Source organism: Streptomyces sp. NPDC051219 (assembly GCF_040682335.1).
Taxonomy (GTDB): Bacteria; Actinomycetota; Actinomycetes; order Streptomycetales; family Streptomycetaceae; genus Streptomyces.
Genome location: NZ_JBFBAS010000027.1, coordinates 1 through 21446 on the forward strand (window position 1 = coordinate 1; position 21446 = coordinate 21446).

Below are 21446 nucleotides of genomic sequence, written 5' to 3' on the forward strand. Positions count from 1 at the left end.
CACCCGCGCCCCCCCGGCCGGGGGGCCCCCGCTTCTCGTCATGTCCGTCAACCGGCCGTCAACCGGCCGTCGACCGACCGTCAGCCCTGGCCGCTGCCAAGGGCCTTGCGGTCGCTGCGAGGGAGCGCCGGGCGCGCGGGGCGCTCGGGCGGGGCGGCTTCGATGCGCAGAGCCAGCGCGGGGCACCGGCTCACGGCCCGCTGCGCGCGTCCCTGGAGATGCATCGGCACCGCCGCGTCCGCGAGCGCCGGGTAGCCGTCGGGACCGAGCCGGATCAGCTCCGGGACGATGTCCGCGCACAGCCCGTGGCCCTTGCACAGTGTCCAGTCCACGGCGATCTTCTCGCCGGTGGGGATGCCCTCCTCCTCGTAACCCGGGGCGGGCAGGGGCAGTACGCCCGTCGTCTCGCGACCGCAGCCGCCTGCCAGCACATGCGCGGCCAGGTCGTCGGTGAAGGCGGAGAGGGTCGACATGAAGAAGCGCACGGAGCCGTCGGGGTGCTTGCACGCGCCGCGGCCGCGGACCGCCTGCATGACCTCGCGCAGGGCCTCCAGCGCGGCCTGGCCGCCACCGTTCAGTACGTCCGACAGACCCCCGGCGGCGGCCGGCAGGCCGAGGCGGCAGGGGCCGCACTGACCCGCTGTCTCGGCCGCCAGCCAGTTCGCGACGCGCTGCGCCTCGCCGAGCGGGCAGGTCTCCGGGCCGATCGGCAGGATCGCGCCCGCACCCAGCGCGCCCCCGACGGAGGAGAAGGACTCGCGGGAGATGACCGCGCCGTGCGCGGAGACCGCGTCGATCCAGTTGCCGTGGTAGCCACCGGTCAGCACGCCCTGCGGCAGCGGCGGCGCGCCGGCCAGCTGGAGCACATAACGCAGCGGGACGCCGGTGGGCACCTCGACGACCATCGGGCGGGCGACCGCGCCGGAGATGGTGAGCAGAACGGTGCCGGGCTCGCCCGGCAGGCCGGTGTTGCCGTAGCGCTCGGTGCCGATCCGGGCGGCGACGGCCAGCTGCGCGAACGTCTCGGCGTTGGACAGCAGTGTCGGCAGGCCGCCCACGCCGGCCTCGGAGGCGCGCTCGCGGCGGCCGGGAGGCAGCGCGGGGCCGCCGTTCACGGCGCGGATCAGCGACGAGGCCTCGCCCGACACCATCCGCTCTGGGGTGCGCACCACCCGGGCGCGCAGCTGGTTCCCGCGCCGGGTCGGGCGGTCGGAGAGACCGCGCTCGGCCAGGGCGGCGCGAATGGAGGCCTCGGTGGAGTTACGGGTGACGCCGACGATCAGCGTCCGGGCGCCGAGTGCCTCGGCGGCGAGCAGGGCTCCGTCCAGGATCAGGTGCGGGGCCCGGTTGAGCATCACGGTGTCCTTGCGGCACGGCGGCTCCCCTTCGCTGCCGTTGACCACCACGACCGGACGGACTCCACGGCGGATCGCGGCCTTGGCCACGGCGCGAAGCTTCTGGCCGAACGGGAAGCCTGCGCCGCCGCGGCCGCGCAGGGATATCGCCTCGGCGAGCTGGGCCAGGCGCTCCCCGGTCACAGGCTCGAGCGGGCCGTGCACCTTGAGATGCATCGAGAGATCGAGCCGCTCGACGAGGTCGAAGCCGGTCGTCAGCTGGGGGAGGCCGACGACGCGGACTTCGGGCACATCGGGAAGGGGGGCGTTCAAGGTCGTTCTCCTGCGGGTGCGTGCCAGGGTTCACCGGCCGTGGGCGGCTGGAAGGGGCCTGACAGAGGTTCTGTGTCGTCCGGAGCGCGGACGGGTGCGGGCGGGGGAGGAGACGGTGCGGGCCAGCGCCCGCCCTGGGGCCGTGGGGTGTAGTCGGGTGCGGAGGGTACGACGGGCAGCTCCTCGGTCATCGGAATGCGCTCGGCCAGCGGTATCTGCCCGGTGCTGTCCACCCGCGGGATCTGCCCGGTGCTGTCCACCCGCGGGATCTGCCCCGTGCTCGCCGCCGCGGAGACGGCGCGGTAGGCCGCCGAGATCCCGGTGTCGACGCCCGCGGCGAGCCCGGCCGGGGGACGCGGCGGGGCCTCGTACAGCGGTGGCATCGGCGTCGGCATGCGCTCCAGCGGCGGCATCGCGGCGCGTTCCGCGCGCGGCGCGGCGGGCTGCGGGGAAATCGGCCACAGGGGCGCCTCCTCCGCTACGTCGTCGGGCTTGAACAGGGCGGTCACGCGCTCCGCCAGGCCCCGCTGCACCGACGCCGGCAGCATGCGTACGGCGACCACGGCGCCGACTCCCACCAGGCAGAGGGAGTACATGACCATCACCCAGGTCGCGGCGGGGCGGCCCGCGTACAGACCGTGCATCAGTGCGGCGCACCACGCGGGGTAGGCGGCCATGTGGAAGGCGCGCCAGCGGCCTGCTACCCGGCCAGGGGCGGCGAAGGCGCGGCGCAGTGCGCCGGTGGTGGCGGCTACGACCATCAGGTAGCCGGCCAGCGAGCCGAGACCGATCAGTCCGGCAGTGCTGGTGACTCCCAGTCCGAACGGGATCAGGGCACCGAGCAGCGCCACGTGTCCGAGAGACACCTTGACCGAAGCGTGCAGCAGCATGAAGCCGAGCGAGGCGATCGCGGTCGTCCGGTGGATGCCCTGGGCCACCAGCCGGTGGCGGGGGGAAAGCAGCAGCCGGTCGGTGGCGAGCAGTCCCCACGCGACCGAGGCGGTGAGTGACACCAGGGAGAGCACGCCGGTGGTGAAGTCCAGCGCGGCGCGGAAATCGTCGCTCCCGACGACGGCGATCAAGGGTATGAGCAACGGCACCGCGACCGATATCGCGACGCGGGGAGTGAAGCTCACTGCGGGTAGTGCGGGTGTTGAGCGGGGCTTGCGACGAGGGTTCATGGGTGCGACTCCGAATGCTCCGGGAAAGCGGTCCCGAATCGGCATGCTAGGTCGAGCCATACCAAGCAGTACGAGGTTTGAGCTTTTGCAGAGGAGTCAAGGGACACATGTGCTCGGGGGTTGCCCCGATAGAGTCCGATACGCGGGGTAACCAGGGCCGACATTCCACTGCGCGACTACTCCGTGCAGCCGCTCCGGGCGCTGCGGTACCCTGGCGCCATGCGTGCCGTACGCCTTCTGCTTAGCGAGCCGCGCTGATCAGTCCTGACCGGTGATCACCTGGTCGGAATCGGCGCGGCGTCCCCTCCTGTGCGAGGGGATTTTTCATTTGGTTGTGGTCTTGGTTGGGGTCACAACCCGCCGGCAGAGACGATCGATGGAGCTTTAAGGATCATGAGCGAGACGAATTCCGCTGCTACAGAGGTGGCCGCAGCGCACCGCTACACGGCAGCCATGGCCGCCGACATCGAGGCACGCTGGCAGGACTTCTGGGACGCCGCGGGCACGTACGAGGCGCCCAACCCCACCGGCGACCTCGCGGGGGATCCCGAGGCCGACGCCCGGCCCAAGAAGTTCGTCATGGACATGTTCCCGTACCCCTCGGGCTCGGGACTGCACGTCGGCCACCCGCTGGGCTACATCGCCACCGACGTCTTCGCCCGCCACCAGCGGATGACCGGCCACAACGTCCTGCACACGCTGGGCTTCGACGCCTTCGGCCTGCCGGCCGAGCAGCACGCGGTCCAGACCGGCGAGCACCCGCGGGTCACCACCGAGGCGGCCATGAGCAACATGAAGGCCCAGCTGCGCCGGCTGGGCCTGGGCCACGACAAGCGCCGGTCCTTCGCCACGATCGACCCGGACTACTACAAGTGGACCCAGTGGATCTTCGTGCAGATCTTCAACTCCTGGTACGACGAGGAGGCGAGGCGCGCGCGGCCGATCGACGAACTGGTGGCGCAGTTCCAGAGCGGCGAGCGCGCTGTTCCCGGCGGGCGCGCGTGGAGCGGGCTGAGCGCGGTCGAGCGTGCCGAGGTCCTGGGCGAGTACCGCCTGGCGTACGCCTCCGACGCGCCGGTCAACTGGTGCCCGGGCCTGGGCACCGTACTGGCCAACGAGGAGGTCACCGCGGACGGCCGCTCCGAGCGCGGCAACTTCCCCGTCTTCAAGGCCAAGCTGCGCCAGTGGAACATGCGCATCACCGCCTACGCGGACCGGCTGCTGGAGGACCTGGAGGCGCTGGACTGGCCCGAGGCCATCAAGCTGCAGCAGCGCAACTGGATCGGGCGGAGCGAGGGCGCGCGTGTCCACTTCCCGGTCGAGGGCCACGACGGCGCGCGGATCACGGTGTTCACCACCCGCCCGGACACCCTGTTCGGCGCCACCTACATGGTGCTGGCACCCGAGAACGGTCTGATCGACTCGATCCTGCCGGCCGAGTGGCCGGCGGACACCAAGGACGCCTGGACCGGCGGTGCCGCCACCCCGGCCGACGCCGTCGCCGCGTACCGCAAGCAGGCCCAGACGAAGAGTGATGTGGAGCGGCAGACCGAGCACAAGGACAAGACCGGTGTCTTCACCGGCGCCTACGCCCGGAACCCGGTCACCGGCGGCCGGGTCCCGGTCTTCGTCGCCGACTACGTCCTGATGGGCTACGGCACCGGCGCCATCATGGCCGTCCCTGGCCAGGACGAGCGTGACTGGGAGTTCGCGGAGGCCTTCGAACTGCCCATCATCCGTACCGTCCAGCCCCCGGAGGGCTGGGACGGCGAGGCCTTCACCGGGCAGGGCCCGGCGATCAACTCCTCCAACGACGAGATCTCGCTGGACGGCCTGGGGGTCGCCGAGGCCAAGGCGAAGATCACCGAGTGGCTCTCCGCCCGCGGCATCGGCGAAGGCACGGTCAACTTCCGGCTGCGTGACTGGCTGTTCAGCCGCCAGCGCTACTGGGGCGAGCCCTTCCCGATCGTGTACGACGACGACGGCGTCGCGCACGCCCTGCCCGAGTCGATGCTGCCGCTGGAGCTGCCGGAGATCGAGGACTACTCGCCGCGCACCTTCGACCCGAACGACGCCGACACCTCTCCGGAGACCCCGCTGTCCCGCAACGAGGACTGGGTCGAGGTCGAACTGGACCTGGGCGACGGCAGGGGTGTGCGACGCTACCGCCGCGAGACCAACACCATGCCGAACTGGGCCGGTTCGTGCTGGTACGAGCTGCGCTATCTGGACCCGCACAACAGCGAGAAGCTGGTCGACCCCGAGGTCGAGCGGTACTGGATGGGACCCCGCGAGGGACAGCCGCACGGCGGCGTCGACCTGTACGTCGGCGGTGCCGAGCACGCCGTACTGCACCTGCTGTACGCGCGGTTCTGGTCCAAGGTGCTGTACGACCTGGGGCACGTCTCCTCGGCCGAGCCGTTCCACAAGCTGTACAACCAGGGCATGATCCAGGCGTACGTCTACCGGGACAGCCGGGGCTTCCCGGTGACGGCCACCGAGGTCGAGGAGCGCGACGGAAAGTTCTTCTTCGAGGGTGAGCCGGTCAAGCGCGAGCTGGGCAAGATGGGCAAGTCCCTGAAGAACGCTGTCACTCCGGACGAGATCTGCACCGAGTACGGCGCGGACACGCTGCGGCTGTACGAGATGGCGATGGGCCCGCTGGACGTCTCCCGTCCGTGGGACACCCGCGCGGTCGTCGGGCAGTACCGGCTGCTGCAGCGGCTGTGGCGCAACGTCGTCGACGAGGCGACGGGTGAGGTCGGTGTCGTGGACACCGAGCCCGACGAGGCCACCCTGCGTGCCCTGCACAAGGCCATCGACGGCGCCGGACAGGACCTGGCGGGGCTGCGCTTCAACACCGCCATCGCCAAGATCACCGAGCTGAACAACTTCCTGACCAAGACGGGCGGCCCGGTCTCCCGGAGCGTCGCGGAGCAGCTGGTCCTGCTGATCACGCCGCTGGCCCCGCACATCGCCGAGGAGCTGTGGCACAAGCTGGGCCACACCGACTCGGTGGTCCACCAGGACTTCCCGGTGGCCGACCCGGCATACGTCGTGGACGAGACCGTGACCTGTGTCGTACAGGTCAAGGGCAAGGTCAAGGCGCGGCTGGAGGTGTCCCCGACCATCGGCGAAGACGAGCTGGAGCGGCTGGCGGTGGCCGACGAGGCCGTCGTCGCCGCGCTGGGCGGCGCGGGGATCCGCAAGGTGATCGTGCGGGCGCCGAAGCTGGTCAACATCGTTCCCGCGTAACCACGCGGCATCGGTCTGTCGCAATCGCGCGGCATGCGCAATCGCGCGGCATGGTTTCCGTAACCGCGTGACGACGGTCTCCATGACCGCCGGCGTCGGTCTCCTGTGCCCGCGCGACCCCGCGGGTACGTGGTCGCCGCGCATGGGTGCTTTCCCCTACGGGCAGGTTGGGGGTTCTGATGGAACCCCCGGCCTGCCCGTTCCGTTTACGGTGGAGGGGACGAGAACCGACATCGAAGGGGCGCTCATGGAAGCCGCGATCCTCATCCTGACGCTGCTCTTCGTAGCCTTCGTCGGCCTGGGGGTGTACGTGAGTGTCAAGGCGGTCGCAGCCGCCAAGCGCGGTGTGGACCGGACGATCAGCCAGGCGCGCCGCACGGTCGAGGAGACGACACTGCGGGCCAAGAGCTATGGGCAGGGTGGTCTGGCGGGAGAGCTCGCCCAGCTGCGGCTCTCACTGCGTACGTCGATGAGGTCCACTCAGAGCGCCCTGAACGAGGGTGTGCGGCAGGACGCCTCGCTTTCGGAGTCGATCGGCCTGTTCCAGCGGCTCAGCGCACATGGGCACGAACTGGACGACGAACTCAAGCACCTGGAGCGGGATCCGGACCGGGCACGGGTCGCCGAGCGGATGCCCGATCTGCGCGAGCGCACGGAGCGGATCACGCATGCCGCGGACTCGCTGCGGTGGGCGGCGCGGGACCGGGCGCGGCAGTTCGCCGACGACGACCTGACGGCACTCAGCGCGCAGATCGAGGTGGAGTCGGGGGCGCTGCGGGACTGGTCGAAGAGCTCCTGGCCAGAGCCGGCACCGGCGGACGAATCGCCGGCCGCGGGGGCGGGGTCGCGCGCCGGGTCCGGGTCGGGGTCCGGGTCCGGACCCGCAACGGGGCCCGCACCGGCACCCGTTACGCCGACCCTGGCCGACCCGCAGGCGCTCACGGGGGCGGAGCCCCTGCGGCAGGCCGAGTACCCGTGGCAGAAGACGGCCCGCCCGGAGAGCACGACTTGACCGGCACTCGCGGCCTCCCGGACCCGCCTGACCCTTCTGGAGCGTTACTGATCAGTTGGGTCGGGGCCGCACTGCCGTCCGGCCCTCGTGGCGGGTAACCTCCCGGTCATGTCCCGCCATGTCGCGATCGTCACCGATTCCACGGCCTACCTGCCGCCGCAGACGATGGAGCGGCACGGCATCACCTCCGTGCCGCTGACCGTTGTCCTCGGTGGTGAGGCCCTCGAAGAGGGCACCGAGATCTCGGCCCGCTCCCTGGCCCTGCAGAAGCGCCGGTCCGTCACCACGTCGCGGCCGAGCCCCGAAGTCTTTGCTCAGGCCTACCGGGCCGCGGCGGAGGCCGGTGCGACGGGCATCGTCTCACTGCATCTGTCGGCCGAGTTCTCCGGGACGTACGACGCCGCGGTGCTCGCGTCGCGGACCGCTCCGGTGCCGGTGCGGGTGGTGGACACCGGCATGGTCGCGATGGCGCTGGGTTTCTGCGCGCTCGCGGCGGCGGAGACGGCGGAGGCCGGTGGCACGGTCGACGAGGCGGTGGCCGCCGCGGAGAAGCGCGCCGCGGGTACGTCCGCGTACTTCTACGTGGACACCCTGGACTACCTGCGGCGCGGCGGCAGGATCGGCGCCGCGCAGGCGCTGCTGGGTTCCGCGCTGGCGGTCAAGCCGCTGCTCCAGCTGGACGGCGGCCGGATCGAGATGCTGGAGAAGGTGCGCACCGCGTCGAAGGCGATCGCCCGGCTGGAGGAGCTCGCGGTCGAGCGGGCGGGGGCGAGCAGCGTGGACATCGCCGTCCATCACCTGGCGGCCCCGGAGCGCGCGCAGCGGCTCGCGGCACGGCTGGGAGACCGGGTGCCGGGGCTGGCCGATCTGCATGTGAGCGAGGTGGGTGCGGTGATCGGGGCACACACGGGGCCGGGGCTGCTGGGAGCGGTGATCTCGCCGCGCTGACGGGAATGCCGTCCCCCTTGCCCGGTCACTTGTGAGGGTGGCTCAGTTATCCACAACTGCAGCGTTTTCCACTGAAACTGGGTCTGCTCGGCAGGATCCGGCGGAGAGGCCTACTGTCTCGTGGCATGGCTCTCCGATCACACACCGTAACCAGTGGCCCGGGCCGCGCCCCCGCCTCGGACGGCCGGGCCCGCCACCGCCGCAGTATGCGGCGCCGGCACACCACCCAGGCCGCGGCGGCCGCACGCCGTCGCGCGGAAGCCCTGCTGGACGGCGCACCGCGAGCGTCGCCGGCGTGGGCCCGGCCGCCGAGTGGGGCCGGGCCGAGCGGCCGCTTACCGGTGGTTGCGTGTGGCGCGGGGGTGCTGGGGGCTTCGTCCGGTGGTGGGGCTTCGTCCGGCGGTGCGGCTTCGCCGAGTCCCGTGGTCCGGCCGGGGGATGCGGGGCGGCGGGATCGGGCGCGGCTGGCCGTGCGGGAGCGGCTTCCGCTGTGGATGCAGGTGCGGTGCGGCCTCGAACCGAAAAGCCTCGCCGCTCTGGCCGTCGTCCTCGTGGCGGCCGCGGTCTTTGCCGCCCAGCACTTCTGGGTGGGGCGGCCCGAGCCGGTGCGTGCTCCCGAGCGCGTGACGGCAGGATCCGCGGTGCTCCCACGGCCATCGCCGTCACCAGGGGCCGCGCCCGGCCCGCCGGCCGGGCTCGTCGTCGTCGACGTGAGCGGCAAGGTCCGCGCGCCGGGTATCCAGCGGCTGCCGGCCGGCTCCCGTGTCGCCGACGCTCTACGGGCCGCCGGGGGCGTCCGGCCCGATACGGACACCACGGGGCTCAACCGGGCACGGGTGCTCAACGACGGCGAGCAGGTCGTGGTGGGGGGACCGCAGCCGCCATCGGCCGTGGCACAGGGAGGCGGTGTGCCGGCCGCCGGTCCGGTCAGCCTCAACTCGGCTTCGGTGGAGCAGCTCGACACGCTGCCGGGGGTCGGTCCGGTGCTGGCACAGCACATCATCGACTACCGCACCGAGCACGGGGGCTTCCGCTCTGTCGACGAACTCCGGCAGGTGGACGGGATCGGCGACGGCCGGTTCGCGGATCTTCACAAGCTCGTCCAGCCATGAGCAGCCACCCGAGCGGAGCCCCGGGCCGCGTTACGAGCCGGGCTCCAGGCCGCGTTGTGAGCCCAGCCGGGGGCCGGGTCCGGAGGCGCGTCAGGTCTCGTCCGGTCGTGCATATGTCCTCCGCGCACCGGCTGGGCGCCTCCGATCCGCGCCAGGACGGCCCTGCCGATCTGCGCCTGGTACCGCCCGCGCTGGCCGCCTGGGCCGCGGCGGCACTGGCCGTGGGCGCCTCCGCGCGCTGGACTACGTCGGCGGTGGTCGTCTGCCTCGCGGCGGCAGGCGCGCTGCTGGCCGTACCGGCGCTTGGCCTTGGGCGGGTTGCGCGCCGCTGGAGCGGCATTGCGGCCATGACCGCCGGGGGGTCGTCCTGGGCCGGGGATCCCGGCCGTGCGCCCGCTGGTGCCTTCCGGACGGGCGACGGCGGCGCCAGGTGGACAGGCAGCCGACCGCCACGGGTGAGGGGGGTCGGGTCCCGGCGGTCACCGAGCCGTGTCGTCGGCGCTCGGGGCGTCCGGGCCCAGGGAGCAGGCGTCGCATGCGGGACCGGGTGGAGGCTGAACACCACGGCGGCTGCCGCCGCTCTGATCTGTGCCGCAGCGGCCGCCACGGCCGCGGCGCTGCAGACCGCGGACCTGCGCCGAGGGCCGGTGCCCGGCCTCGCGGAGGAGCGTGTGCATGTGGTCGCCGAGCTGACGGTCACCTCCGATCCACGCCCCGTCCGGCCGCACGCGCCGGGAGGCGGGGCGGGTCGGCCGGCTGTCGTGCTCGATGCCGTAGTCACCCGCATCACAGCGCCGGACGGCACCGCCACCATCACCCGAACGCCGGTCCTCGTGCTCGCGGACGGGCCGTATTGGCGGCGGCTGCTGCCGTCCACCGGGCTGCGGGTGGCCGGCCGGCTCGTGCCTCCCCTCCCTGGCAGCGACCGGATCGCGGCCGTGCTGCGGGCACCGGCGGGCGTGCCGCCCGACGTCCTCGCACCGCCCACCCTGCTGCAGCGCACGGCCGGCGGGCTGCGGGCTGGGCTGCGGAAGGCCACCGACGGACTCGCACCCGACGCACGTGCGCTGCTGCCAGGGCTCGTCGTCGGTGACACGTCACGGGTCCCGCCCGACCTCCAGGAAGCCTTCGAGGCCACCGATCTGGTGCACCTGCTCGCCGTGTCCGGGTCCAACCTGACCATCGTGCTCGTCCTGCTCATCGGACCGCCCAGTACCGCTCTGCGGGCCGAGCGGCGGGGGCTCGCACCGCGCCTGGGCATATCGCTTCGCACCACCGCACTCTGTGGCGGCGCGCTGACCCTGGCGTTCGTCGTGGTGTGCCGGCCCGAGCCGAGCGTGGTGCGTGCTGCTGCGTGCGGGGCGATCACTCTTCTCGCCATCGGCACCGGCCGCCGCAGATCGCTGGTTCCGGCCCTGGCCGGTGCCGTACTGGTGCTGGTCCTGTACGACCCCTGGCTGGCGCGCAGTTACGGCTTTCTGCTCTCCGTACTGGCCACCGGCGCGCTGCTCACCTTCGCTCCCCGGTGGAGCACCGCCCTTCAGCGGCGCGGGATGCCGCCGAGGGCGGCCGAGGCAGTGGCCGCGGCGGCCGCCGCTCAGGCGGTGTGCGCACCCGTGGTCGTCGTGCTGGCCGCCCGGGTGAGTCTGGTCGCCATCCCCTGCAATCTGCTCGCCGAACTGGCTGCCGGGCCGGCGACGGTGCTCGGGTTCGCCGCGCTGGCGGCCGCTCCGGTGGCGATGCCCGTCGCCGGATTCCTGGCCTGGTGTGCCGGCTGGCCGGCCGGATGGATCGCGCAGGTGGCCCGTACAGGGGCGGCGCTGCCCGGCGCCGAGGTCGCGTGGCCGGGCGGCTGGCGGGGCGGGATGCTCCTGGCCGCGGTGACCGCGGTCGGGGTCTTGGTGGCCCGGCGGCTGCCGCGCAGCCCCTGGATCTGTGGAGCGGCCGCGCTGCTGCTCGTCGTCTCGGTGCTACGGCCCGCGCCGCTCACCGGAGTGATCACCGGCTGGCCACCGCCGGGCTGGCGGTTCGCGATGTGCGATGTCGGGCAGGGAGACGCCTCGGTGCTCGCGGCGGGGGACGGGACCGGCGTCGTGGTCGACGTGGGGCCGGACCCGGTCTCTGTCGACCGCTGCCTGCGGGCTCTGGGCGTCACCCGCATCCCGCTGCTGCTGCTGACGCACTTCCATGCCGACCATGTGACGGGCCTTCCCGGAGTGCTGCGCGGGCGGAGCGTCGGCGAGATCCAGACAACGGTGCGGGACGACCCACCTGATCAGGCCGCGTTCGTACGCAGGACCGCGGCGGCAGCCCGGGTACCCGTCACCCGCGCGGTACCGGGGGAACGCCGTCGGGCCGGCCCACTCGACTGGCAGGTGCTGTGGCCGCCGGCCGCTCCCGAGCCGGTGCCGGAGGGGCCGAACGACACCAGCGTCACGTTGCTCGTCCGCGTGGCGGGGCTCACCCTGTTGCTCCTGGGCGATCTCGAACCTCCCGCTCAGCAGGCCCTGTTACGGGCAAACCAGGCGATTCCGGCCGTGGACGTCCTCAAGGTCGCCCATCACGGCTCGGCCCATCAGGACCCCGGGTTGCTGCGGCGGGCCCGGCCACGGCTGGCGCTGATCCCGGTGGGCGAGGACAACACGTACGGCCACCCCTCACCCCGTACGGTCGCCGCACTGCGCGTCCAGGGAGCTGCGGTACTGCGCACGGACACCGACGGGGCGATCGCGGTGACGGGGGAGGGGCCGGGTCTGCGGGCGCTGACCTCGGGCCGTCGGATCAGTCGAGCCACACACCGTCGCGCATCAACTCCCTCCCGGGCAGCTCGTTCTCCTCCCGCCAGGCCTTGACCGAGTGCGGCTTGACACGCAGGTACACCAGGGTGCCCGGTCGCGCGGCTCCCAGCGGCCGGCTGCGTGCCGGCGCTTGAGTGGTCATGCCCGGCACGCTGTCCATTGCGGGTGCGCCTCGCCTCGGCAGCTGGTCCTAGGACTGAAGGTTCATGGTGGACAGAGGAGGAGCGGGTGAAACTGAGGCATGGACACCACACGGACCGAGGCCTACCTCCGACGGATCGGCGCCGAGCGCCCGGCGCGCGCCAACGCCGCCGCACTGCGCGACCTTCACCTGCGCCACCTGCGGACCGTGCCCTTCGAGAATCTCTCGATCCACCTCGGGGAGGACATCGCTCTGGACCAGAAGCCGGTCCTCGACAAGATCGTGGACGGTCGTCGGGGCGGCTTCTGTTACGAACTCAACAGTGCCTTCGGGGCGTTGCTGGAGGCGCTCGGATATCGCGTCACCCTGCTCCAGGCCCGCGTCCACACTCCGGAGGGCGGGCTGGGCATCCCGTACGACCACCTCGCGCTGAAGGTCGACGCGCCGGACCCGGACGACGGCGCCTGGCTGGTCGATGTGAGGTTCGGCGACCACAGCCACTATCCGATCGCCTTCGGGGAACGTGGCGACCAGGACGATCCCGGAGGCACGTTCCGCATCGTCGAGGCGCCCGAGGGGGATCTCGACGTGCTGCGCGACGGAAAGCCGCAGTACCGTCTCGACCAACGGCCCCGGGTGATCGAGGACTTCGAGGCGGGCGCGTGGTACCACCGCACCTCGCCCGCCTCCCACTTCACGCAGTCCCTCGTCTGCTCCCGGCTCACCGCCGAAGGCCGGATCACGCTCAGCGGCCGCACGTTGGTGACGACGGTCGCCGGCGAGCGGACCGAGGCGGCGGTGGAGGGCGATGCCGGCGTACTGGCGGCGTACCGGGACCACTTCGGCGTGGTGCTCGAGCGGGTGCCGGAGCCGGCGGCAGGTCAGGGGGCTTCCAGCCACCCCTCGAACTCGGCGGCAAAGGCATCCAGCGTCGCGGAGTCGAGCCGGCCGGCCGGGTCCTCGACCACGACCAGCCACTGTGCGGCCTCGGCGTCGTCCTCACCGGCCAGTGCGTCCCGTACGAGCTGAGGCTGTTCGGCCACCCCAAAGCGGCCGGCCAGCTCCTCGGCGACCTCCTCCGCGGCGTCGCGGTCGGGCAGTACCAGTACATGTCTCGCGTTCACCGGACCATTCTCCGGTACGACAAGTAGCGCCCCGCCCAGGGGACGGCCCAGGGGACGGCCCCGGGACTGTCGGCGCGACGTGGGATGCTGGACCGCGATGGCCACCAGGAAGAATTCGACCGACGATCCGCTCGCTCCCCTCACGCTCGCCGTAGGGCAGGAGGACCTGCTGCTGGACCGCGCCGTTCAGCAGGTGGTGGCGGCCGCCCGTGCGGTGGACGCGGACACCGACGTGCGCGACCTCGCCCCCGACCAGCTGCAGCCCGGCTCGCTGGCAGAGCTGACCAGCCCGTCGCTCTTCGCGGAGCGCAAGGTTGTGGTCGTGCGGAACGCGCAGGACCTCTCTGCCGACACGATCAAGGACGTGAAGTCCTACCTCGACGCGCCCGCCGAGGAGATCACACTCGTCCTGCTGCACGCCGGTGGCGCCAAGGGGAAGGGGCTGCTGGACGCGGCACGCAAGGCGGGGGCGCGCGAGGTCGCCTGCCCCAAGATGACCAAGCCGGCGGACCGGCTGGCGTTCGTGCGGTCGGAGTTCCGTGCGCTCGGAAGGTCCGCGACGCCCGAGGCGACCCAGGCCCTGGTCGATGCGATCGGCAGCGATCTGCGGGAGTTGGCGAGTGCGGTCACCCAGCTGGTGGCGGACGTCGAGGGCACGATCGACGAAGCCGTCGTGGGCCGCTACTACACCGGCCGCGCCGAGGCCTCCAGCTTCACCGTGGCCGACCGCGCGGTCGAGGGCCGGGCGGCTGAGGCCCTGGAGGCGCTGCGCTGGTCGCTGGCCACCGGGGTGCCGCCGGTTCTGATCACCAGCGCGCTGGCGCAGGGCGTGCGGGCCATCGGCAAGCTCGCGTCCGCCCCCCGGGGTGCCCGGCCCGGTGACCTGGCCCGGGATCTGGGCATGCCGCCGTGGAAGATCGACCGGGTCCGGCAGCAGATGCGCGGCTGGTCGGCGGACGCGGTGGCGGCGGCGCTCACGGCGGTGGCCGAGGCGGACGCCGGCGTGAAGGGTGGCGGAGACGACCCGGAGTACGCCCTGGAGAAAGCCGTGGTCGCAGTAGCGAGGGCAGCCCGAGCCGGCCGCTGAGACCGGCCCCCGGCCAGATTGCGGCCGCGCCGCAACCCCGACGGTGCCCCGCCACTTCCCGACGGCGCGGCCCGCCCGGCAGTGCACCCGCCCGCACCGGCCGCACCCCACCCAGCGCCGACGCCGAGTCCCCCTGCCGTGCACCCGTCCGTCGCCGCGACCCGGAGCGGGGCGCCCCCGAGCCCCGCCCCGGCGGAGAGCTCCCACCCGCCCCCGCGGGGAGCACCACCCGCCCCGGCCGGGCTGAGCACCTACGCACGCCGAAGGCCCCGGCTCCCGTCCTGGGGAAGGACGGGAGCCGGGGCCTTCGGCTTTGCGCTTGGTGTGCCGCACCCGCGTGGCGAACGCAGGCCGTGTGCGGCACGGGTCGTCGTTCCGGAGCGGTAGAGGGGCCGCTGGGTCCGGGCGGACGGTGGGGCTCAGGGAGCCCCGTGGATCACAGTCGTTCAGGCAGCGAGGCCGGCGACGCGCTTGGCGAGGGCCGACTTCTTGTTGGCAGCGGCGTTCTTGTGGATGACGCCCTTGCTGACAGCCTTGTCGAGCTTCTGCGAGGCTGCGCGAGCGGCCACTGTGGCCTTCTCGACGTCGCCGGCGGCAGCGGCCTCACGGGCCTTGCGGATCGCGGTCTTGAGCGACGACTTGACGGCCTTGTTGCGCAGGCGCGCCTTCTCGTTCGTCTTGTTCCGCTTGATCTGGGACTTGATGTTCGCCACGAAAGAGCCTTCTCAGGTTCGTTGGATTTCTATGAGTACCTCGTACTGAGAGGGCACGAGGCACAGCTGCCCACGGTATCAGTAGCCTCGCGACCGGCCCAAACCGGGCTCAGGGCCGCGGCCGTGGGACCATGGAGCCTACGTATCGATCCGACATCGCCCGAGACGAGACGCCCGGCGTCTCAAGAATCAGGACCCTGCGTGCCCGCGACTCCTACCCACGTGCCCGAGCCGAGCCGTACCGACCCGGCGCTGATCCGCAACTTCTGCATCATCGCGCACATCGACCACGGCAAGTCCACGCTTGCCGACCGGATGCTTCAGCTGACCGGTGTGGTCGACCAGCGGCAGATGCGTGCTCAGTACCTCGACCGTATGGACATCGAGCGCGAGCGCGGCATCACGATCAAGTCCCAGGCGGTGCGTCTGCCCTGGGCGCCCACCACGGGCGAGGGCGAGGGCAAGACCCACATCCTCAACATGATCGACACCCCTGGCCACGTGGACTTCACGTACGAGGTGTCCCGCTCGCTCGCGGCCTGCGAGGGCACGATCCTGCTGGTCGACGCCGCCCAGGGCATCGAGGCGCAGACCCTCGCCAACCTCTACCTGGCCATGGAGAACGACCTCGCCATCGTCCCGGTGCTGAACAAGATCGACCTGCCGGCCGCGCAGCCCGAGAAGTTCTCCGAGGAGCTGGCGAACCTCATCGGCTGCGACCCCTCCGACGTGCTGAAGGTCTCCGCCAAGACCGGTCTCGGCGTGGAAGCCTTGTTGGACCGCGTGGTCCGCGACGTGCCGGCCCCGGTCGGTGTCAAGGAAGCCCCCGCCCGCGCGATGATCTTCGACTCGGTGTACGACTCCTACCGCGGTGTCGTGACGTACGTACGAGTCGTCGACGGCCAGCTCAACAAGCGCGAGCGCATCCGCATGATGTCCACCGGCGCCACGCACGAACTGCTGGAGATCGGCGTCTCCTCCCCGGAGATGACGCCGTCCGACGGCGTCGGTGTGGGTGAGGTCGGCTACATCATCACGGGTGTGAAGGACGTACGTCAGTCCAAGGTCGGCGACACCATCACCACCCTGAACAAGGGCGCCACCGAGGCACTCGGCGGTTACAAGGACCCCAAGCCGATGGTGTTCTCCGGCCTTTATCCGCTGGACGGTTCGGACTACCCGGACCTGCGGGAGGCCCTGGACAAGCTGCAGCTCAACGACGCCGCCCTCGTCTACGAGCCGGAGACCTCCGCCGCCCTCGGCTTCGGCTTCCGCGTCGGCTTCCTCGGCCTGCTCCACCTGGACGTGATCCGCGAGCGCCTGGAGCGCGAGTTCGGGCTCGACCTCATCGCCACCGCCCCCAACGTGGTCTATCGCGTGACCATGGAGGACAAGAGCGAGCACATCGTCACCAACCCGAGCGAGTTCCCCGAGGGCAAGATCTCCGAGGTGTACGAGCCGGTCGTGCGCGCCACGATCCTCGCGCCGAGCGAGTTCATCGGCTCGATCATGGAGCTGTGCCAGACCCGTCGCGGTGTGCTGCTGGGCATGGACTACCTCTCCGAGGACCGCGTCGAGATCCGCTACACGCTGCCCCTGGCGGAGATCGTCTTCGACTTCTTCGACCAGCTGAAGTCCAAGACGCGTGGTTACGCCTCCCTCGACTACGAGCCCACCGGCGAGCAGACCGCCCAGCTCGTCAAGGTCGACATTCTGCTGCACGGCGACAAGGTCGACGCCTTCTCCGCCATCACGCACAAGGACGCGGCATACGCGTACGGCGTGCGGCTCGTCGCCAAGCTCAGGGAGCTCATCCCCCGCCAGGCCTTCGAGGTGCCCATCCAGGCCGCCATCGGCTCGCGGGTCATCGCCCGCGAGACGATTCGCGCCATCCGCAAGGACGTCCTCGCCAAGTGCTACGGCGGTGACATCTCCCGGAAGCGGAAGCTGCTGGAGAAGCAGAAGGAAGGCAAGAAGCGGATGAAGATGGTCGGCTCCGTCGAAGTGCCGCAGGAGGCCTTCATCGCGGTGCTCTCCAGCGACGATTCCGGTGGGGCGAAGGGCAAGAAGTAACAGGAGTGGCCGGGGTGGTACCTGGCTGTTATAGCGAATGGGTCCCTGCGCCGGTGCGCAGGGGCCCGTTCGTTATCAAGCGGCGTCCCGCAGGCTCTTACGCGACGGCCATGTGCGCTCTACTCTGATCACGCTCGAAGGTTACTCGCCAGTTAAACAACCTGCACCAGCCAGTCGTATGCACTGTCGCGGGCCCGGAGGATTTCGTGAGCGACACACAGACCTTGATCGAGAACCGGCCGCCCTCTGTGGCGACCCTCTTCCTCGAGCGCGTGGCGGCGACGCCCGACGCCGAGGCCTACCGCTATCCGGTGCCGGCCGCCTCCGGGCAGGGGCCCGACGACTGGAAGTCGCTGAGCTGGGGGCGGACCGCCGAGCGCGTGTTCGCCATCGCCGCCGGCCTGGTCGACCTGGGAGTCCAGCCGGAGGAGCGCATCGCGCTCGCCTCCAACACCCGGGTCGAATGGATCCTCGCCGACCTGGGCGTGATGTGCGCGGGCGCCGCGACCACCACGGTCTACCCCAGCACCAACGCCGAGGAGTGCGCGTACATCCTCGCGGACTCCGACAGCCGGGTACTTGTCGCCGAGGACGCCGGCCAGCTCGCCAAGGCCCGTGAGAAGCGAGCCGACCTGCCGAAACTCGCCCACGTCGTCGTGATCGACCCGGCCGGCGTGGAGCCGGTGGAGGGGGAGCCGGACGGGTGGGTGCTCTCGCTCGCCGATCTGGAGGCACGAGGCAACGAGTACCTGGCCAAGCACCCGGAAGCCGTCCGGGACCGGGTCAAGGCCATCACCGCCGACCAGCTCGCCACCCTGATCTACACCTCGGGCACCACCGGCCGTCCCAAGGGCGTGCGGCTGCCGCACGACAACTGGTCCTACATGGCGAAGGCCACCGTGGCGACCGGCCTGATCACCAAGGACGACGTCCAGTACCTCTGGCTGCCGCTCGCGCACGTCTTCGGCAAGGTGCTGACCTCCGGGCAGATCGAGGTCGGCCACGTCACCGCCGTCGACGGCCGGGTCGACAAGATCATCGAGAACCTGCCGGTGGTCCAGCCGACGTACATGGCGGCCGTGCCGCGCATCTTCGAAAAGGTCTACAACGGGGTCGCGGCCAAGGCGCGCGCCGCCGGAGGCGCCAAGTACAAGATCTTCCTGTGGGCCGCCGAGGTCGCCCGCGACTACGCGAAGGTCTCCCAGGACAACTTCCGCCGCACCGGAACGGCCTCCGCCTCCTTCGGGCTCAGCACCAAGCACAAGGTCGCCGACGCCCTCGTCTACTCCAAGCTGCGGGACGCCTTCGGCGGCCGGCTGCGCGCCGCCGTCTCCGGTTCCGCCGCGCTCGCGCCCGACATCGGCTACTTCTTCTCCGGTGCCGGAATCCACATCCTGGAGGGCTACGGTCTGACGGAGTCGAGCGCCGCGTCGTTCATCAACCCGGGCGAGGCGTACCGCACCGGCACGGTCGGCAAGCCGCTCCCCGGCACCGAGGTGCGGATCGCGGACGACGGCGAGATCCTGCTGCGCGGTCCCGGCATCATGGACGGCTACCACGGGCTGCCCGAGACGACCGCCGAGGTCCTGGAGTCCGACGGCTGGTTCCACACCGGCGACATCGGGGAGCTGTCGGCGGACGGCTATCTGCGGATCACCGACCGCAAGAAGGACCTGATCAAGACGTCGGGCGGCAAGTACATCTCGCCGGCCGAGGTCGAGGGTCAGTTCAAGGCGGTGTGCCCGTTCGTCTCCAATATCCTGGTGCACGGCGCGGACCGGAACTTCTGCACCGCGCTGATCGCACTCGACGAGGCGGCCATCCTGGGCTGGGCCACGGACCACGGCCTCGACGGCAAGCCGTATGCCGACGTGGTGGCCACCAAGGAGGCCGAGGAGCTGATCGAGGGCTATGTGCAGCGGCTCAACGAGGGCCTGCAGCGCTGGCAGACGATCAAGAAGTTCAAGCTGCTGCCGCGCGACCTGGACATCGAGCACGGCGAGCTGACGCCGAGCCTGAAGCTGAAGCGTCCGGTCGTCGAGCGTGAGTACAAGCACCTCATCGACGAGATGTACGCGGGTACGCGCGAGGCGTAATGCGCACCCTGACGCGGGCGGGGCCACCGGTCCCGCCCGCGTCACGTCCGGCACGGTAGGGGGGTTTCCCCGCGTGCTGGACAATAGGGGCATGCCTTCTGCCCTGCCTGACGGTGAGCCCATGCCCCACGACGGGGCGCTGCCGCGGCATGCCCTGCAGGGTGCGCACGACCGGCCACTCGGCTTCTACCTGCATGTGCCGTACTGCGCCACGCGCTGCGGCTACTGCGACTTCAACACGTACACCGCCACCGAGCTGCGCGGCTCGGGCGGTGTTCTGGCCTCCCGTGACAACTACGCCGACACCCTCGTCGACGAGGTCCGCCTCGCCCGGAAGGTGCTCGGCGACGACCCGCGGCAAGTACGGACGGTCTTTGTCGGGGGCGGCACCCCGACCCTGCTGGCCGCGGACGATCTCGTCCGGATGCTGGCGGCGATCCGCGACGAGTTCGGACTCGCGGACGATGCGGAGATCACGACCGAGGCGAACCCGGAGTCGGTCGGCCCCGCCTACCTGGAGGCCTTGCGGGCCGGCGGCTTCAACCGCGTCTCCTTCGGCATGCAGAGCGCGAAGCAGCACGTGCTGAAGATCCTGGACCGTACGCACACGCCCGGGCGGCCGGAGGCGTGCGTCACCGAGGCCCGGGCAGCGGGCTTCGAGCATGTGAACCTCGATCTGATCTACGGCACGCCCGGCGAGAGCGACGACGACTGGCGGGCGTCCCTGGAGGCGGCGATCGGGGCGGGCCCCGACCATGTCAGCGCGTACGCGCTGATCGTGGAGGAGGGGACGCAGCTCGCGCGCCGGATCCGCCGCGGCGAGGTGCCCATGACCGACGACGACGTGCACGCCGACCGCTACCTGATCGCCGAGGAGGCGCTGTCCGGCGCGGGTTTCCACTGGTACGAGGTCTCGAACTGGGCGACGTCCTCCGCCGGGCGGTGCCTGCACAACGAGCTGTACTGGCGCGGGGCGGACTGGTGGGGCGCGGGGCCGGGCGCGCACAGCCACGTGGGCGGCGTGCGGTGGTGGAACGTCAAGCACCCCGGCGCGTACGCGCAGGCGCTGGCGGAGGGCCGGTCACCGGGCGCGGGCCGTGAGGTGCTGCCCGCGGAGGACCGCCGCGTGGAACGGATCCTGCTGGAACTGCGGCTCCGCGAAGGCTGCCCGTTGTCGCTGCTGGCTCCGGCGGGTGCGGTCGCGGCGGAACGCGCTCTCGCGGACGGGCTGCTGGAACCGGGCCCGTACGAAGAGGGCCGCGCGGTCCTCACCCTCCGGGGACGGCTGCTGGCCGACGGAGTGGTCCGCGACCTGGTGGACTGACGTCTCGGCGCCGCGCCTGCCGTGCTGACGTGCCCGCGGCTCCGCCCGGTGCCGCGCTACACGGCCGGTGCGGTGACGAAGTCGATCAGCTCTTCGACCCGGCCCAGCAGCGCCGGCTCCACGTCCCGGTAGCTGTTCACCGACGACAGGATGCGCTGCCACGCCGCCCCCGTGTTCGGCGGCCAGCCAAGCGCGCGGCAGATGCCCGTCTTCCAGTCCTCGCCGCGCGGGACCGTCGGCCAGCCGGCGATGCCCACCGAGGACGGCTTCACTGCCTCCCACACGTCGATGTACGGGTGCCCGACCACCAGCACGTCCGCGCCTGTGACCCGTGCCGCGATACGCGACTCCTTCGAGCCCGGCACGAGGTGGTCCACCAGCACGCCCAGCCGCGCGTCCGGGGCCGGGCCGAACTCGGCGACGATCGCGGGGAGATCGTCGATGCCCTCCAGGTACTCGACCACCACGCCCTCGATACGCAGGTCGTCGCCCCAGACCCGCTCCACGAGTTCGGCGTCGTGACGGCCTTCGACGTAGATGCGGCCCGCCCGCGCCACCCGCGCACGTGCCCCCGGGACCGCGATCGAGCCGGAAGCGGTCCGGGCCGGTGTGCGTGGGGCCGGGGCCGCGCCCACGGGTCGTACGAGCGTGACGGTCCGGCCCTCCAGCAGGAAGCCGCGCGGTTCCATCGGGAAGACCCGGTGCTTCCCGAAGCGGTCCTCCAGGGTGACCGTCACTCCCTGGGCGGTCTTCTCGCACCGGATCACCGCACCGCAGTAGCCGGTGGTGATCTCCTCGACGACGAGACCCGGTTCGGCGGGTACCTCGGGAGCGGGGGCGGTCTTCTTCCAGGGCGGGGTCAGGTCCGGCCCGTACTGTCGGCTGCGCATTCGACCGACAGTAAAAGAAGAGGA

At 71.6% G+C, this 21446-nt stretch carries 14 protein-coding genes and 1 pseudogene; 10 read left to right on the plus strand and 5 right to left on the minus strand.

Annotation, left to right across the window (positions count from 1 at the left end; genetic code table 11):
• Positions 1-80: 80 nt before the first annotated feature.
• Entirely contained in the window at positions 81-1667 is a 1587-nt protein-coding gene (locus AB0M62_RS25685) for an NADH-ubiquinone oxidoreductase-F iron-sulfur binding region domain-containing protein (protein WP_366076649.1), read from the minus strand.
• The gene (locus AB0M62_RS25690) at positions 1664-2803 is read right to left on the minus strand and encodes a hypothetical protein (protein ID WP_366076650.1); all 1140 of its coding nucleotides are present in this window, start codon (positions 2801-2803) and stop codon (positions 1664-1666) included. The genes AB0M62_RS25685 and AB0M62_RS25690 overlap by 4 nt, the downstream gene beginning before the upstream one ends.
• A gap of 438 nt (positions 2804-3241) precedes the next feature.
• On the opposite strand from AB0M62_RS25690, the gene leuS reads away from it, so the two are divergent.
• The 6 genes and pseudogenes from leuS to AB0M62_RS25720 form a co-directional block, all read left to right on the plus strand.
• A complete protein-coding gene (gene leuS / locus AB0M62_RS25695; RefSeq protein WP_366076651.1) occupies positions 3242-6103 on the plus strand; it encodes a leucine--tRNA ligase in 2862 nt (953 codons plus the stop codon).
• Positions 6104-6350: 247 nt separating this feature from the next.
• Positions 6351-7115: a hypothetical protein gene (locus tag AB0M62_RS25700; protein ID WP_366076652.1), complete on the plus strand. Its 765-nt coding sequence runs from the start codon at positions 6351-6353 to the stop codon at positions 7113-7115.
• Positions 7116-7223: 108 nt separating this feature from the next.
• Complete coding sequence (locus AB0M62_RS25705; RefSeq protein ID WP_366076653.1) at positions 7224-8063, plus strand: DegV family protein; 840 nt, start codon at positions 7224-7226, stop codon at positions 8061-8063.
• Between the two features lie 125 nt (positions 8064-8188).
• On the plus strand, positions 8189-9175 hold the full coding sequence (locus AB0M62_RS25710; RefSeq protein WP_366076654.1) for a ComEA family DNA-binding protein: 987 nt from the start codon (positions 8189-8191) through the stop codon (positions 9173-9175).
• Positions 9176-9288: 113 nt separating this feature from the next.
• A complete protein-coding gene (locus tag AB0M62_RS25715) occupies positions 9289-12027 on the plus strand; it encodes a ComEC/Rec2 family competence protein (RefSeq protein ID WP_366076655.1) in 2739 nt (912 codons plus the stop codon).
• 187 nt (positions 12028-12214) lie between these two features.
• Positions 12215-12985: pseudogene (locus AB0M62_RS25720) on the plus strand (arylamine N-acetyltransferase); the annotation flags it as partial.
• Positions 12986-12996: 11 nt separating this feature from the next.
• Here AB0M62_RS25720 and AB0M62_RS25725 read toward each other — a convergent pair.
• Complete coding sequence (locus AB0M62_RS25725; protein WP_366076738.1) at positions 12997-13239, minus strand: hypothetical protein; 243 nt, start codon at positions 13237-13239, stop codon at positions 12997-12999.
• 97 nt (positions 13240-13336) lie between these two features.
• Between AB0M62_RS25725 and holA the strand changes: the two genes are divergently transcribed.
• Complete coding sequence (holA, locus tag AB0M62_RS25730; RefSeq protein WP_366076656.1) at positions 13337-14326, plus strand: DNA polymerase III subunit delta; 990 nt, start codon at positions 13337-13339, stop codon at positions 14324-14326.
• A gap of 446 nt (positions 14327-14772) precedes the next feature.
• On the opposite strand, the gene rpsT is transcribed toward holA, so the two are convergent.
• Positions 14773-15039, minus strand: a complete 267-nt coding sequence (gene rpsT, locus AB0M62_RS25735) for a 30S ribosomal protein S20 (protein ID WP_366076657.1) — start codon at positions 15037-15039, stop codon at positions 14773-14775.
• Positions 15040-15240: 201 nt separating this feature from the next.
• Between rpsT and lepA the strand changes: the two genes are divergently transcribed.
• From lepA to hemW, 3 genes are all read left to right on the plus strand, one after another.
• Positions 15241-17112, plus strand: coding sequence for a translation elongation factor 4 (gene lepA / locus AB0M62_RS25740; protein ID WP_366076658.1), 1872 nt, complete (start codon positions 15241-15243; stop codon positions 17110-17112).
• Between the two features lie 206 nt (positions 17113-17318).
• On the plus strand, positions 17319-19208 hold the full coding sequence (locus AB0M62_RS25745) for an AMP-binding protein (RefSeq protein ID WP_366076659.1): 1890 nt from the start codon (positions 17319-17321) through the stop codon (positions 19206-19208).
• Positions 19209-19299: 91 nt separating this feature from the next.
• On the plus strand, positions 19300-20532 hold the full coding sequence (gene hemW / locus AB0M62_RS25750; protein WP_366076660.1) for a radical SAM family heme chaperone HemW: 1233 nt from the start codon (positions 19300-19302) through the stop codon (positions 20530-20532).
• A 56-nt stretch (positions 20533-20588) separates the two neighbouring features.
• Here hemW and AB0M62_RS25755 read toward each other — a convergent pair whose 3' ends face one another.
• Positions 20589-21422, minus strand: a complete 834-nt coding sequence (locus AB0M62_RS25755) for a DUF3097 domain-containing protein (protein WP_366076661.1) — start codon at positions 21420-21422, stop codon at positions 20589-20591.
• Positions 21423-21446 lie beyond the last annotated feature (24 nt).